This window comes from Mesorhizobium sp. KR9-304 (genome assembly GCF_040049215.1).
Classification (GTDB): domain Bacteria; phylum Pseudomonadota; class Alphaproteobacteria; order Rhizobiales; family Rhizobiaceae; genus Mesorhizobium_K.
Window position 1 is genome coordinate 122,983 of record NZ_JBDZDN010000001.1, and the last position, 12,876, is coordinate 135,858.

Annotated in this window: 12 protein-coding genes; 5 read left to right on the forward strand and 7 right to left on the reverse strand. The window is 65.0% G+C overall.

What is annotated here, in order from left to right:
- Positions 1–44 precede the first annotated feature (44 nt).
- The 5 genes from ABLE71_RS00595 to ABLE71_RS00615 all read right to left on the reverse strand — a co-directional run bounded on the left by ABLE71_RS00595 (position 45) and on the right by ABLE71_RS00615 (position 4,507).
- Positions 45–1,334, reverse strand: a complete 1,290-nt coding sequence (locus ABLE71_RS00595) for an ABC transporter substrate-binding protein (protein ID WP_348781446.1) — start codon at positions 1,332–1,334, stop codon at positions 45–47.
- Between the two features lie 248 nt (positions 1,335–1,582).
- Positions 1,583–2,527: a 3-hydroxyacyl-CoA dehydrogenase family protein gene (locus ABLE71_RS00600; RefSeq protein ID WP_348781447.1), complete on the reverse strand. Its 945-nt coding sequence runs from the start codon at positions 2,525–2,527 to the stop codon at positions 1,583–1,585.
- A gap of 2 nt (positions 2,528–2,529) precedes the next feature.
- Complete coding sequence (locus tag ABLE71_RS00605) at positions 2,530–3,321, reverse strand: SDR family oxidoreductase (protein WP_348781448.1); 792 nt, start codon at positions 3,319–3,321, stop codon at positions 2,530–2,532.
- Positions 3,318–3,668: a cupin domain-containing protein gene (locus ABLE71_RS00610; protein WP_348781449.1), complete on the reverse strand. Its 351-nt coding sequence runs from the start codon at positions 3,666–3,668 to the stop codon at positions 3,318–3,320. The genes ABLE71_RS00605 and ABLE71_RS00610 overlap by 4 nt, the downstream gene beginning before the upstream one ends.
- Positions 3,668–4,507 (reverse strand): cyclase family protein, encoded by an 840-nt coding sequence (locus ABLE71_RS00615; protein ID WP_348781450.1) that lies wholly within the window; start codon positions 4,505–4,507, stop codon positions 3,668–3,670. Before ABLE71_RS00615 ends, ABLE71_RS00610 begins: the two co-directional genes overlap by 1 nt.
- Before the next feature lie 451 nt (positions 4,508–4,958).
- Here ABLE71_RS00615 and ABLE71_RS00620 point away from each other — a divergent pair, with 451 nt between their 5' ends.
- The 5 genes from ABLE71_RS00620 (at position 4,959) to ABLE71_RS00640 (ending at position 8,450) form a co-directional block, all read left to right on the forward strand.
- Entirely contained in the window at positions 4,959–5,720 is a 762-nt protein-coding gene (locus tag ABLE71_RS00620; RefSeq protein WP_348781451.1) for an IclR family transcriptional regulator, read from the forward strand.
- Between the two features lie 909 nt (positions 5,721–6,629).
- Entirely contained in the window at positions 6,630–7,148 is a 519-nt protein-coding gene (locus tag ABLE71_RS00625; RefSeq protein WP_348781452.1) for a Spy/CpxP family protein refolding chaperone, read from the forward strand.
- Between the two features lie 48 nt (positions 7,149–7,196).
- Positions 7,197–7,583, forward strand: coding sequence for a DUF302 domain-containing protein (locus ABLE71_RS00630; protein WP_348781453.1), 387 nt, complete (start codon positions 7,197–7,199; stop codon positions 7,581–7,583).
- A gap of 86 nt (positions 7,584–7,669) precedes the next feature.
- A complete protein-coding gene (locus ABLE71_RS00635; RefSeq protein ID WP_348781454.1) occupies positions 7,670–8,074 on the forward strand; it encodes an OsmC family protein in 405 nt (134 codons plus the stop codon).
- A 115-nt stretch (positions 8,075–8,189) separates the two neighbouring features.
- Positions 8,190–8,450: a glycine zipper domain-containing protein gene (locus ABLE71_RS00640; RefSeq protein ID WP_348781455.1), complete on the forward strand. Its 261-nt coding sequence runs from the start codon at positions 8,190–8,192 to the stop codon at positions 8,448–8,450.
- A gap of 52 nt (positions 8,451–8,502) precedes the next feature.
- On the opposite strand, the gene ABLE71_RS00645 is transcribed toward ABLE71_RS00640, so the two are convergent.
- Both ABLE71_RS00645 and ABLE71_RS00650 read right to left on the reverse strand, forming a co-directional pair.
- A complete protein-coding gene (locus ABLE71_RS00645) occupies positions 8,503–11,961 on the reverse strand; it encodes a chromosome segregation SMC family protein (protein WP_348781456.1) in 3,459 nt (1,152 codons plus the stop codon).
- Positions 11,962–12,015: 54 nt separating this feature from the next.
- A complete protein-coding gene (locus tag ABLE71_RS00650; protein ID WP_348781457.1) occupies positions 12,016–12,765 on the reverse strand; it encodes a DsbA family protein in 750 nt (249 codons plus the stop codon).
- Positions 12,766–12,876 lie beyond the last annotated feature (111 nt).

A 12,876-nucleotide genomic window follows, 5' to 3' on the forward strand; every position in this document is an offset into this window, starting at 1 on the left:
TGGCTGATGGTGGGGCGCAGGCCGTGCCCGCGCCTCGTCCCTTGTCAGGATAACAGTTGCAGCTCACCGCCGACCGGAATCTGCGGCGCATTGGCGTTGGTCGTGACCACGAGGTCAACCTTGTCGCCCTGCTTCTGCCACTGGCCGGCAACGAGCGGGGTCTTGGTGACGTTCTTCACCGGACCCTTCGACCAGTCGACCGACCCGACGATCGTGTCGACCGACGTGGCGCGAATGGCTTCGACTAGAGCTTCTGAATCCTCGAGATCTGCCGCGCGCTTCACGACATCGGCGACGACTTCGAACAGCGCATGCTTGAAACCGATCGGCTGTGTCCACGGCCGCCCGGTCGCCGAGGAATAGCCTTCCGCAAGCTGGCGCGCGCTCTCGCCCGTCAGGCTCGACTTGAAGGGATGGTTCGGCGTCCACCATATCTCCGAGGTCAGGCCGACGCCCCGGTCGCCGAGCGAGGCGATGACCGACGGGAACAGCAGCGCCTTGCCGATGGTGACGATCTTCGGTTTGAACCCTTGCTGACCGGCCTGGCTCCAGAAATTGGCAAAATCCGGCGGGATCATGTTGCCGGTCACGATCTCCGCGCCTGCTGCCTTGAAGGCGGAAATCTGGGCGGTGAAGTTGTCGCTGAGCGGCTGGTAGCGACCGGGATCGGTGAGCACAAAGCCGGCCTGCGCCAGCGGCTTGGGGAAGCCACGCTCGGCGTCGCCCCAGGCATTGCCGTCGGCGTCGTTGGGAAACAGACCGCCGACGCTCTTCGCCACGCCATCGTGGTTCCACAGCGCCAGGAAGGAGGCGATGACGTCCTCCAACCCCCAGAAGAAGTGGTAGGTCGATTCAAAACCCTTGTCCGGCACGCCGTTGCGCCCGAAGAAGTAGGGCTGCCATGGGCAATCCGTGGTGATGCAGGGCGTGCCGTTCACCTCGGCCTGATCCGAGACCGGGTTAACCGTGTCCGGCGTCGATGCGGCGACGATGATGTCGACCTCGTCGTTGAGGATGAGTTCGGATGCCACTTCCGCGGCGCGGTTCGGATTGGACTGACTGTCTTTGGAAACAATCTCGATCGTCCACGCCTTGCCGTTGTTCTCGATGCCACCGCCGAACGCCTTCGCGATACCGGAGAGGATATGCTCGTCGGCCTCGGCAAAGCCAGCGAGCGGACCGGTGCGCGGGCTGACATGTCCGATCTTGAGGGTCGGCGCCTGCGCATAGGCACGTGTGCCCCGCAGGATAGCCGGCGTCGCCAGCGCTGCGCCGGTCAGCAGCACGAAGCTGCGCCGGCTGATGGTGCTGTCTGCTCTGCTACGATCCGTCATGGTCTCCTCCCAGAGATTGTTTTGCATATGCTCAGAACGAAGTGTCGCCCGAAATCTGGCGGTGGAGGATGGGCAGGAACTCGGCGAGGTAGCCCATTCCTCGGTGGCGTGCTGGTGGAGTCTGCGCAAGCTTTGGCGCGACGCGTTGCTCGCGCAGTTCGGCTACCCTCTACGACGAGAAGGATGCTGACCCGCAGCACGGCAGGCGCGGCGAGCGCGGCGGCGCCAGGAATAGGCGCCGCGAGATTCTAGGCGTTATTCTCTTCAAGGTGTGCATGCGATCCTCCCTGACACGATGCTGATTGCTTCAGATGCGCAAACACGTTTGCGCGTAGAGCGGCCGCCTCGTCCGGCGTCCATTTTCGGAAACCCTCGCCACTTTTCATGCCGAGCCTTCCGTCCTCGACTAGTTGCTCGAGATAGGCCGACGGTTCCGGCGAGCGGTTCAGATGGCGAAGCACGACTTTGTGGATGTCGAGAGTCAGGTCGGTCCCGACCAGATCGGCGTTCTCGATGGGGCCGAGCACGGCCAGGCGGCGGCCAAAGCTGGCCTTCACCACGGTGTCGACCGTCTCGGCATCCGCAATGCCCTCCGCAACGATCGCGATCGCCTCGCGCCACAGCGCATGCTGCAATCGGTTGCCGACAAAGCCCGGGACGTCCTTCCTGACATGCACCGGCTGCTTGCCGACCGACTTGAGCAGTTCGATCATGCGATCGACGGCGCTGTCGGTGGTCCGATCAGTTCCGACGACTTCGACCAGCGGCACGAGGAAGGGCGGGTTCCACCAGTGCGTGCCGAGGATGCGGTGCGCCGTGTCCAGCCCGTCTGCGATCTGGCCGATGGGGATGACGGATGTATTCGACGCGAGCAGCGCTTCGGGTTTCGACAGCGCCACGAGCGACCTGAAGATCGTGCGCTTCAGGTCCAGGCGTTCCGGCGCGGCTTCGATCACCACATCCGCGTCGGCCACCGCCTGAGCGAGGTCTGCATGACCGGTGACCAGTCCTTCCGCACCCGGCGGCAGATCGAGCTGGAGCAGATTGGCTCGGATGCGGCTGCGCAGGCTGTCCAGCGCCGCCTGCTGCGCGTCGTAGACCCGAACCCGACGGCCGGCGAGCGCGAAGACCTGCGCGATGCCGTGGCCCATGAGGCCGGCGCCCACGATCGCTATGGTTTCGCGCGCTGTCATCGTCACCCAGCCGTATAGCCGCCGTCGGCGTAGAGGATGTGGCCGGTGTAGAAGTCCGAGGCCTTCGACACGAGGAACAGCAGCGGGCCTGCGAGGTCTTCGGGTTCACCCAGCCGACCCTTTGGCAGGCGGGCCATAAACCCCTTGCGGGTGGCCTGCGCGTTCTCGTTGTCCTCGAACATCCACGACGTCAGCGGCGAGCGGAAGACGGTCGGGGCGATCGCGTTGACGGTAATGCCGGTCGGCCCGAGTTCGCAGCCCAACGCCCTGGTGATTCCGTCGATGGCGGCCTTTGAGGCGCAGTAGGCGGTGTAGCCGGCAGGATGTCCGAGCAGTCCGCGCGCAGAGGACATCAGCACGATCTTGCCGCCGTCGCCCTGCGCCAGCATCTGTCTGGTCGCGGCGCGCGCCATCAGCCACGACTGCGTGACATTGACATCCATGACGTCGGAGAAGCGGGCCGGCGCCATATCGTTGATTTTCGCCACGTCATTCTTGCCCGATGCCACGACCAGAATGTCCACGCGCCCGAAGCGCTCGACGGTGTCTGCAACGATCTTCTCGCAGGCAGCCTCATCCGAGGGGCGGGTGTTGATCGACAGGATATCGGCGCTGCCGCAGGCATCCGCCGTTTCGGCAAGGGCCTTTGCATTGCCGGCAACCAGCGCCAGCCGCGCACCCGCGCCGGCCAGCACCTGAGCTGCGACCGCCCCGAAGGCACCTGACGAACCGGTGACGATCGCCACCTTTCCGGCAATGTCGAACAGCGACAGCGGGTTTGCGAGCGCGCTCATGCGGCTGCTCCTGGCGGATAGGGAATCACCACAAGCATCGTGCAGGAATGGTTCGACCGATTGATGATCTCGCGCACTTCGCCAGGCGCGATGGTGCAGGAATCGTAGCGCCCGAGCACGGTCTCCACGCCATCCACGAGCACGGTCATCTCGCCGTCGAGAACGACATAGACCTTCTCGAAGGGCGTGGAGTCCGGCCCGGCGCCGCCGCCGGGGAGGAACTGCGACAGGCCAACCCACTGGTTCGTCGGACCACCATCCTCGAAACCCTGCAGCCGCAGCCCGACGACGCCGCGGTGGTTGGGCGCCTCGTAGGGCTTTGCGTCGGAGAAGCGCCGGGCGAGCATCAGAACGCCTCGCCATTCTCGATGCGATACTGCTGACCCCGGTCGATCATCGCGACGAGGCGGATGATGCAGCCGTCGCCGCGATCCCAGTTGATCGGGAAGAAGGCGAAGGTGCAACGCTTGCCCGTGATGGCGTCGATGTCGCCGCCGACGTTTTCGATGCCGAGTATGCCTGCCTTGAAGATCTTCTGGTGGACAGGCTCCCATTCGGGGAATGCGTCCTTCCAGTCCACTCCGCCGGACCACTCCTTGTACTCTTCCGCAAGATGCGGCAGCAGCGGGCCGTTGCGTTGCGGGCCGATGGCGGTGGCGAGCGGATGGTCGTTGGCCTGCGTGTCGTGGCCGACCACCTTGACGCCCTTTTCGATCATCCAGTCGGCCGCCGATGGCACCAGACCGGGGCAATAGGCGAAGTAGTCGCCGTCCTCGTAGACCTTGTGCCAGCCGGTGTTGATGATCAGCACGTCGCCCTGGCGGATCGCCTTGCCACAGGCCTTTTCGAGATCGTCGCCGGTGATCGGCTCCCACTTTTTCTTGGGGATCGATACGACGATGCCGGTTCCGAAGAAATGCGGCAAGGGCACCTCGTCGATGAACGGCGTGCCCTGCACGACATGCGCCGGCGCATCGATGTGCGTCGTCACATGCATGGTCGTCGTGATGGTCTGCGACAGCACGCCCGACTTGGCCATGTAGTGCATGCGCTCAATGCGGACGTCGCGGAAATAGGGCCAGTTCGGGCACTGGTAGCCGAAGCGATGGGACAGATTGTAGAACTCGATACCCATCGGGTTGTCGAGGTTTGCTTCAAACTCGATGCCGCGCACGGTGACAGTCATACAGATACTCCTCGGCGCCGGGTGGAGCGCCGCCAGTTGATCTTCGGTGGTGTTGGGGCTCCTCCCAGAGCCTGCAATGTCAATACGGTAGGGATGAATTGCATTGCGGTCAATGTGTACCGCATTGTGGGCAGCTCTTCGGCGCAACCTGGCTGGTCTGCACTCCATTGCAACTGCGCCGCGCCGGCAGCGCGAATGGAGCTGGAGCCCTGGAAAGCGTGCGTGTTGCCCGTTGCTGAATGTGGAGCCGAAGTCGAACCCGGCGCACGGCACATGGCTGTTCACAGGCGGGCACTGATCGACGGCCAGTAGCGCGCCCCGCTTCAGGGGTTGCGGCATCACTGTGAAACTCCTCCCCAAGGTGTCTTGCAAATCTGCACGGCTGAATTGTATTACGGTCAATGAGTACCGCATCGTGGGCTATCCGTGGGCATTCGAGGGACAGCAAGACATGGCTAAGGCGACAGGTTCCGGCTTGAAGGTTTCGGATCAAGGCGACCGAACCGGGGTTCAGGTGATTGCACGTGCGGCGGCGGTACTTCGTGCCCTCAAGGGCTCATCGGGCATGAGCCTTGGACAGATCGCGTCGCGCGTCGATCTGCCCCGCTCGACGGTCCAGCGCATCGTCGGCGCCCTGCAGGCGGAACGCCTGGTCATCGCGACAAGTGGCGGCGCAGGCATTCGGCTCGGGCCGGAGCTTCATGCTCTGTCGGAGGCGGCGCGCTTCAACGTCGTCGATCTCATGCGGCCGATGCTGCAGCGTCTGTCGGCGCAGACCGAGGAGACCGTCGACCTGTCGGTGCTGCGCGACGGCAGGATGGTGTTCATCGACCAGGTTCCGGGCTCCCACCGCCTGCGCGCCATTTCCGCCGTCGGTGAGGTCTTTCCGCTGGCCATCACGGCCAATGGACGGGCCTGCCTGGCGTTGCTCGACGACACTGAGGCGAAGCGGTTGCTGGCGGCCGAGGGACTGGATCCCACCGATGACGTCATGACCAAGCTCGCCAATGTGCGGCGCCTGGGATTGGCATTCGACGAAGACGAACACACGCCCGGCATATCCGCCGTAGGCCTCGGGTTCATCGACCCGCGCGGCGACCGCTATGCCGTGTCGGTGCCAATCCCGACGAGCCGCTTCGCGCAACAGCGCGACAGGGTATCCGCCGCGCTAAGGCTGCTCCGGGAACCGATCAACGAGATCATTGGAAGGTGACCGCGAGGTCCTAGCTGCCTGACGCCGGACATCGTCGCGCTTGATCGCCCTGCCGAAGGCCTCGGTCATTCCATTTGAGAACGTTTTTCTTATGCGGTGAAATACAACCTGAGCATCCAGGCGCCCCAGCCAGCATGCCAAAAAAGATAAAGCTGCCAGCATGCGGAGAACGCTGGAAACGGGGATAGAAATATTCCTCGCTTCCCGATTCCAACATCCTGCGCGTCCATCTAAGCCGTTGAATTCTCTAGATCTCTTGCGAGACAAGAAATGAGTCGCCGAGCCGCTCGCAAAAAAGATGACGCCGACTTTCTTCACTCGGATTCGCCATGAGCGATACTCGTCCCATCGCCCTCGCGGGAACCTGGTGCGCACCGGGTATCAGGGAGGGCGGCGGCGCCGGATCGGTCGCGCTAACGGTGGCGCGGCTGGGTGATGAGCCCTGAGGTCCGGGCCCTGACCGAGGTCGCGCGGTGAAAGAATTCGCTGCGTCCCCTCCAGGTGGGGCAAGCACGCCGGCGGGGCGCGGGAGACCGCGCCACGTAACTATAATTGAGAGGCTCGGCCCCGTGCCCCGCTTCCCGACTACTGCTCCCGTGGCGAGCAGCGTTCTTTGAAATGGCCAGACGCTTCGGCGGGCGTGGCAAGGGTGAACTGTACCCTCCGGCCGATGGCCGAGCCCGCGACCGCGGGCCGCCGGGCTCCTGAGCTTGTCGAAGGGCGGCGCTCCCGAGCTTGTCGAAGGGCGCGCAGCCTAAGGCGACGGTACGGCCCGTGAGTGAAAGGAAACCTGGGACACCGCTCGCAGGCGATTTCCCTGCCCGATTGATTGAGATCAACGCGCCGGCGGGAGATGGGCAGACTATGGCCAAAGGCGATCTTGCTTCAACATCGGGAAAGGATAGGTCTATGACCCGGTTTTTGATCTACGCCGCTTTGGCTGTCGCCATGAGCGCGAGTGCAATTTCATCCTCCTCGGCCCAGGGCGGACCAGGCGGGATGATGGGAATGATGGGCGGCGGCTGCGCGACGATGGGAATGATGGGCCGCGGCGGCTGGGGCGAAGGCCCCCAGGGCCACGGCATGATGCGGCGGCAGCCCAGGATGGGCGCCATGGTCGATGGCCGCTTGGCCTACCTGAAGGGTGAACTCGAAATCACCGATGCCCAGGCCGCCGCCTGGGAGGGCTACGCCTCCGCCGTCAAGGCGCGCGTCGACCTCATGAAGGGCATGCACGAGAGCATGTTCGAGATCATGCAGAAGGGCACGGCGACCGAGCGGATGGACGCTCGCATTGCCGGAATGGAGGCCATGCTGGAGGCCATGAAGGCCATGAAGCCCGCGACCGAAGCGCTCTATGCGGTGCTGAGCGACGAGCAGAAGAAGGTTGCCGACGACTTGATCGGAGCCGACTGCGGCGCGATGTGACGCGGCTGCGGCAGACGGGGCTCGGATCCAATACAGGAGGCATTTTCCGTGAGCTACTATTTCAGCAAGACCATTCACATGGGCATGGATGCCGCGATTGCCCATGTGACGGACGCCTTGGCGCAAAAGGGCTTCGGCGTACTGACGACCATCGATGTCCGCGCGACGTTGAAGAAGAAGCTGGACGTCGATTTTCGTCCCTACACCATCCTTGGCGCGTGCAACCCGACATTCGCGCACAAGGCGCTGCTGAGCGAGGACAAGATCGGCACGATGTTGCCCTGCAACGTCATCGTGCAGGAAATAGGTGAAGGCCGGGTGGAGGTCTCGGCGGTCGACCCCGCCGCCTCGATGCAGGCGGTAGACAACCCGCATCTGGCGTCGATTGCCGGAGACGTCCGCGAGATGTTGAAACAGATGGTTGCCGGTCTCTGATACGCCATTGGCGGCCGCATCTGGCGTTCCGGATCAACCTTCTGGTGAGCGGCTGATCGTTTTCTTGGCCAACGCAGGGAGCCGCGATGCTGGAATATGCCATTGAAGCCCGGCGGGCCGATCGGTCCGGCAGCAAGGCCACGGCCAAGGACGCCGAGCTCGTTCTTGACACGTCGTTGGCAGGACGGCGGGATGCGTTCAATCCAGCCGAACTCCTGCTTGCCGCCGTGGCCGCCTGCATGATCAAGAGCATCGAGCGTGTTACCCCTATGCTGAACTTCGATCTGCGAGGTGTTGAGATCAGTCTCCACGCGACCAGGCAGGATAGCCCGCCAAAGATCATCGAGATCGACTACGTTTTGACCGTCGATACGGACGAGAGCGACCAACGGCTCGACCTGCTGCACCGAAACGTACGCAAATATGGAACGATCTCCAATACGGTCGCATCTGCGACGCGGCTGGACGGCTCTGTCAGGCGGAAATCATGAGCGGACTTCCTGCCTAGCGGTCCCGGGCGCCCGCGTTTGTGGGGCGGCGGGCTGGGCGCCCGGAACATTTGCCGGCCTGCGGTGTTGTCGTGCATCGCAATTGCTGGAGGACGGAATGAAAAACCTGATCATTGCCCTGGTTGCAACGCTGGCGATCGCCGGCTGCAGCCGGACCGAACAGGGCGCCGTCGTCGGTGGAGCCACCGGCGCGGTCATAGGCGGCGTCGCCTCGGGCGATGCAGGCGGTGCAATCGTCGGCGGCGCGGTTGGCGCGGTCGCGGGCGCGCTTATCGGGCGGGCGACGGAACCCGGCCGCTGCTATTATCGCGGGCGGGACGGTCGCCGCTACGTGGCGAACTGCCCTGAAGGCTACTGAACTTGACGGGTGTTGATTCAGACCTGTTCCGAACGTGCGGGGCGGGCTGACCTCAGCTCGCCTCGCGCATCTGTTCAGCCGTTTCGAGATTAACGGAAACGAGCTGGCTCACCCCCTGCTCCGCCATCGTCACGCCGAACAGCCTGTTCATGCGGGCCATGGTGATCGGATTGTGGGTGATGATCACGAACCGCGTCTCCGTCGACTTCGCCATCTCGTCCATGAGATTGCAGAACCGCTCGACATTGTGGTCGTCGAGTGGCGCGTCGACCTCGTCGAGGACGCAGATCGGCGCCGGATTGGTCAGGAACACGGCGAAAATCAAGGCCATTGCGGTCAAAGCCTGCTCGCCGCCTGACAGCAGCGTCATGGTCTGCGGCTTCTTGCCGGGCGGACGCGCCAGGATCTCAAGCCCCGCCTCCAGCGGGTCTTCCGATTCGATCAGCTGAAGCTCGGCGGTGCCGCCGCCGAAGAGATGAGTGAACAGCCGCTGGAAGTGGCCGTTCACCACGTCGAAGGCGGCAAGCAGGCGCTCGCGCCCTTCCCGGTTGAGGCTCTGGATCGCCAGACGCAGCTTGCGGATCGCCTCGACCACGTCCTCGCGCTCGGAAACCAGCGTATCCAGACGCTCGGAAAGCTCGCGCTGCTCTTCCTCGGCGCGCAGATTGACCGCGCCAAGACGCTCGCGTTCGACCTTCAGCCGGTCGAGCCGCTTCTCGACTTCTGCCATGTCGGGCAGCGGCGCGTCGGCGTCGAGCTCGGCCTGGCGGATCGCCAGGTGCGGCGGGGTGTTCAGCACCTCCTGGATGCGCGCTTCCGCCTCGCGGCGGCGCTCGTCGGCGGCGTTCAGCCTTTCCTCCGCGCGAGCGCGGCCCTCGCGGGCCTCCGACAATGCGGTGATCGCGGCGGTGGCAGCTTTGTCCAGCGCTGCCTGCCTGGTCTCGGCCTCCTGCAGGCGATCGGCGGCGGCCTTGCGCAGCGTTTCGGCCTCGGAAAGCTGGGAGAGCAGCGCGCGGCGCTTTGCATCTATCTCTTCGGGCGCATCGGCGAGCGACTGAAGCTCGGTCGCAGTCTCGGCGCGGCGCTCTCCGAGCGAAGCGATCTGCGTCTCGGCATTGGCGGCGCGCTGAACCCAGGTCCCGCGGTCGGCGGCGATGGCGGCGAGGCGGCGCATACGCGCCTCCGCTTCGCGCTTCAGCCCCTCGTGCAGTGCGCGCGCGTCGGCCAGCACGCCGCGGTCGCGCGTGACGTCGGCGGCAAGCGTCTCGAGCCGGTCTCGCAGATCGCCAAGATCGGGAGCTTCGGCGAGACGGGCCTCGGCTTCGGCGAAGGCTGCCGACGCTTCGGCAAGATCGTCGCCGATCCGCGAGCGCGACTCCGTCAGCGCCTCGCGCCGGCCTGACAGTTCGCCCGCTGCCTTCTCCGCCCGCGCCAACGACTCGCGCGCATCGCCGAGCGCTCGCTGGCCGTCGCGCCAGGCCTGGCGCGCGGCGCTCTCGCCGGCAACGCGCTCGCGCACCATGTTTTCCGCGGCGGCAAGGGCGGCTTCGGCGGTGCGCACCTTCAACGTCGCAGCCGCCATTTCGGCATCGAGTTCGGCAAGCCGGTTCTTCTGGGCAAGACGCTGGGCCGCTGCAGTCGGAGCATCCGCGCTCGCGGTGAAGCCATCCCAGCGCCAGAGGGCGCCTTCCCTGCTGACAAGGCGCTGGCCGGTTTTCAGCAACAATTGCAGCCGGTGTCCGTTCGCGGCATCGACAATGCCGATCTGGGCGAGGCGCCGCGAGAGTTGACGCGGACCGCGCACCACGCTTGCCAGGCTCGGCACGCCCTCCGGCAGCGTAGGGTCCGCGCCGTCGACAGCGATCTCGGCCCAATGGGCGGGAGCGCCCGGATCGAGCGCGGCGTCGAGATCGTCGCCAAGGGCGGCACCCAGTGCCGCCTCATAGCCGCGGTCGACCGTGATCTGCTCCAGCACCGCCGGAAACAGGTCGCCGGTCACGGCATTGAGAATCTTGGCGAGGGTGCGCGCCTCGGTCTCGATGCGGGCGAGTTCGCCGCGCGCTTCCTGCAAGGGCGGACGCGCAGCGCTTTCGGCAGCGCGCGCCTCGGCAACCGCCTTTTCCGCGACGTTCGCGGCAGCCTCTGCGGCTTCCAGCCCCGCCTGCGCCTCTTCGGCAAGCAGCTTCTTCTCAGCCGGATCGGCAAGCCCGGCGATCCGCTCGGCGATCTCGGCTGCCTCGCGATCGATCGTAGCAAGCTGGCGTTCGAGCCGCTCGCGCCGTTCGCCGGTCTCGCGCAGCGAGCGCTCGATCTGGTTGCGCGCCGCGGCAGCCTCGGCCCGCTCGGCGGTCAGCTTCGCCAGCGCCGCCTCGCTCAAGGTGAGGGCGGACGACGCAGCCTCGAACGTCGCGCGGGTTGATGTCTCCCGTTCCAGCGAGGAGGCGTTCTCCCCGTTCAACGTAGTTTCTTCGGCATCGAGACGCTGCAGCACGTCGGCATTGTCGCGGATCATCTGCTGTTCGCGCGCAATGTCGGCGTCAAGCTGCTCAAGGCGGCGGCCGAGTTCGGCGCGGCGGCGTTCGACGCGCGCCGCCTCTTCCTCGATCTGCGCCCTGGCGATGGACAGCCGTTGGTAGGCCGCCGCCGCCGCAGCCTCCGCGTCTCGCAATTCCGGAAGATGATGGGCGCCGATCGCCTGTTCCTTCGCTGCCTCCATTTGAGCGCCGGCGCGTTCGCCGACGACGGACGTTGCCGACGAAAGCGCGGATTGCGCCTCCGCCTCCTGCGCCTTGGCAAGCGTCCAGCGCACATGCAGCAGCGTCGCCTCGGCCTTGCGGATATCGGCCGACAGGTTCTTGAAACGGGAAGCCTGACGGGCTTGACGTTTGAGATTCTCGATCTGGCCTTCGAGTTCGCCGACCACATCGTCAAGGCGCTCGAGGTTCTGCTCGGCGGCGCGCAGGCGTAGCTCCGCCTCGTGCCGCCTCGTGTGAAGTCCGGAGATTCCGGCCGCTTCTTCGAGCAGTGCGCGGCGCGCCTGGGGCTTGGCCTGGATCAGCTCGCCGATGCGGCCCTGCCCAACCATCGAGGGCGAGCGTGCGCCGGTGGACTGGTCGGCGAAGAGGAGCTGCACGTCCTTGGCGCGCGCCTCCTTGCCGTTGATGCGGTAGATCGAGCCTGCCTCGCGCTCGATGCGGCGCGACACCTGCAACTCATCGGCGTCGTTGAAGGCGGCGGGCGCGGTGCGGTCGGCATTGTCGAGGAAAAGCGTGACTTCCGCGGTGTTTCTGGCCGGCCGCGTGCCGGAGCCCGAGAAGATCACGTCGTCCATGCCGGACGCGCGCATGTTCTTGTACGAGCTTTCGCCCATCACCCAGCGCAGCGCCTCGACAAGGTTAGACTTGCCGCATCCGTTCGGACCGACGATGCCGGTCAGACCGCGCTCGATGACGAACTCGCCAGGCTCGACGAAGGATTTGAATCCGAGAAGACGCAGCCGCGAAAACTTCATGCGCGCCTGCCCAAGGGCGCGCGGAAGCCTGCCCGCCCGCTCGCAAAGCGAGCGTCAGAGCATGCCGTCGATGATCGCCGACATTTCCGCAATCGTCAGGGCCCCTTTGTAGGTATTCCCGTTGATGAAGAAGGTCGGGGTAGAGTCCACCTTGAACTCGTCCGAGCCCCGTTTCTGCACCGCTCTCACATCGTCCAGAAGCTTCTGGTCCGTCAAGCAGGCCTCGAAGGACTCCTGTGAAAAACCGGCAAGTTTGGAAATCTGCAGCAGCGCATCCTTGGCGTTTTCGACGGACGCCCAGTTCTGCTGCTGTTTGAACAGCACGTCGACCATCGGGAAATAGTTGTCGTTCGAGCAGCGGGCAAGCATGAAACCCGCTTCAGCGCGCGGATCGAAGGGAAATTCACGGAAAATCAGGCGAGCCTTGCCGGTGTCGATGTATTTTGTCTTCAGCTCCGGCAAAGTCGTCGCGTGGAATTGGGCACAATGGGGACAGGTCATCGAGGCATATTCGACGATGGTCACCGGAGCGTCGTCGTTGCCGAGCACCTTGTCCGGCAGCGCGCCGGGCTCGAGCAGCTTGGCCATATCGACGCTGCCCTGGGATTCAGGCGCCGCAACGGCGGCAGCAGGTGGCGTTGCCCCGGCGGAGGGCGGTGCTTCAGCCGCCGCCGGCGGCTTGGCTGGATCGGCCGGCGCCTCGGCCTTGGGCGCCTCGCCTGAATCGCTGCAGGCGGCAACGAGCGCCGCCGCGGAGACGGCAAGCAGTGAAAGGACGGTTCTGCGAGGCAGAGAACGGATCATGCGAATCACCTGACAATGGACGTATCTTGCAATGCCGGAGCACCAGAAAGCGAGAGTTGGCGCGAATTAGGGCATCCGGGTCCCCAATCCAATCGGCAAATTTGTCGCCGC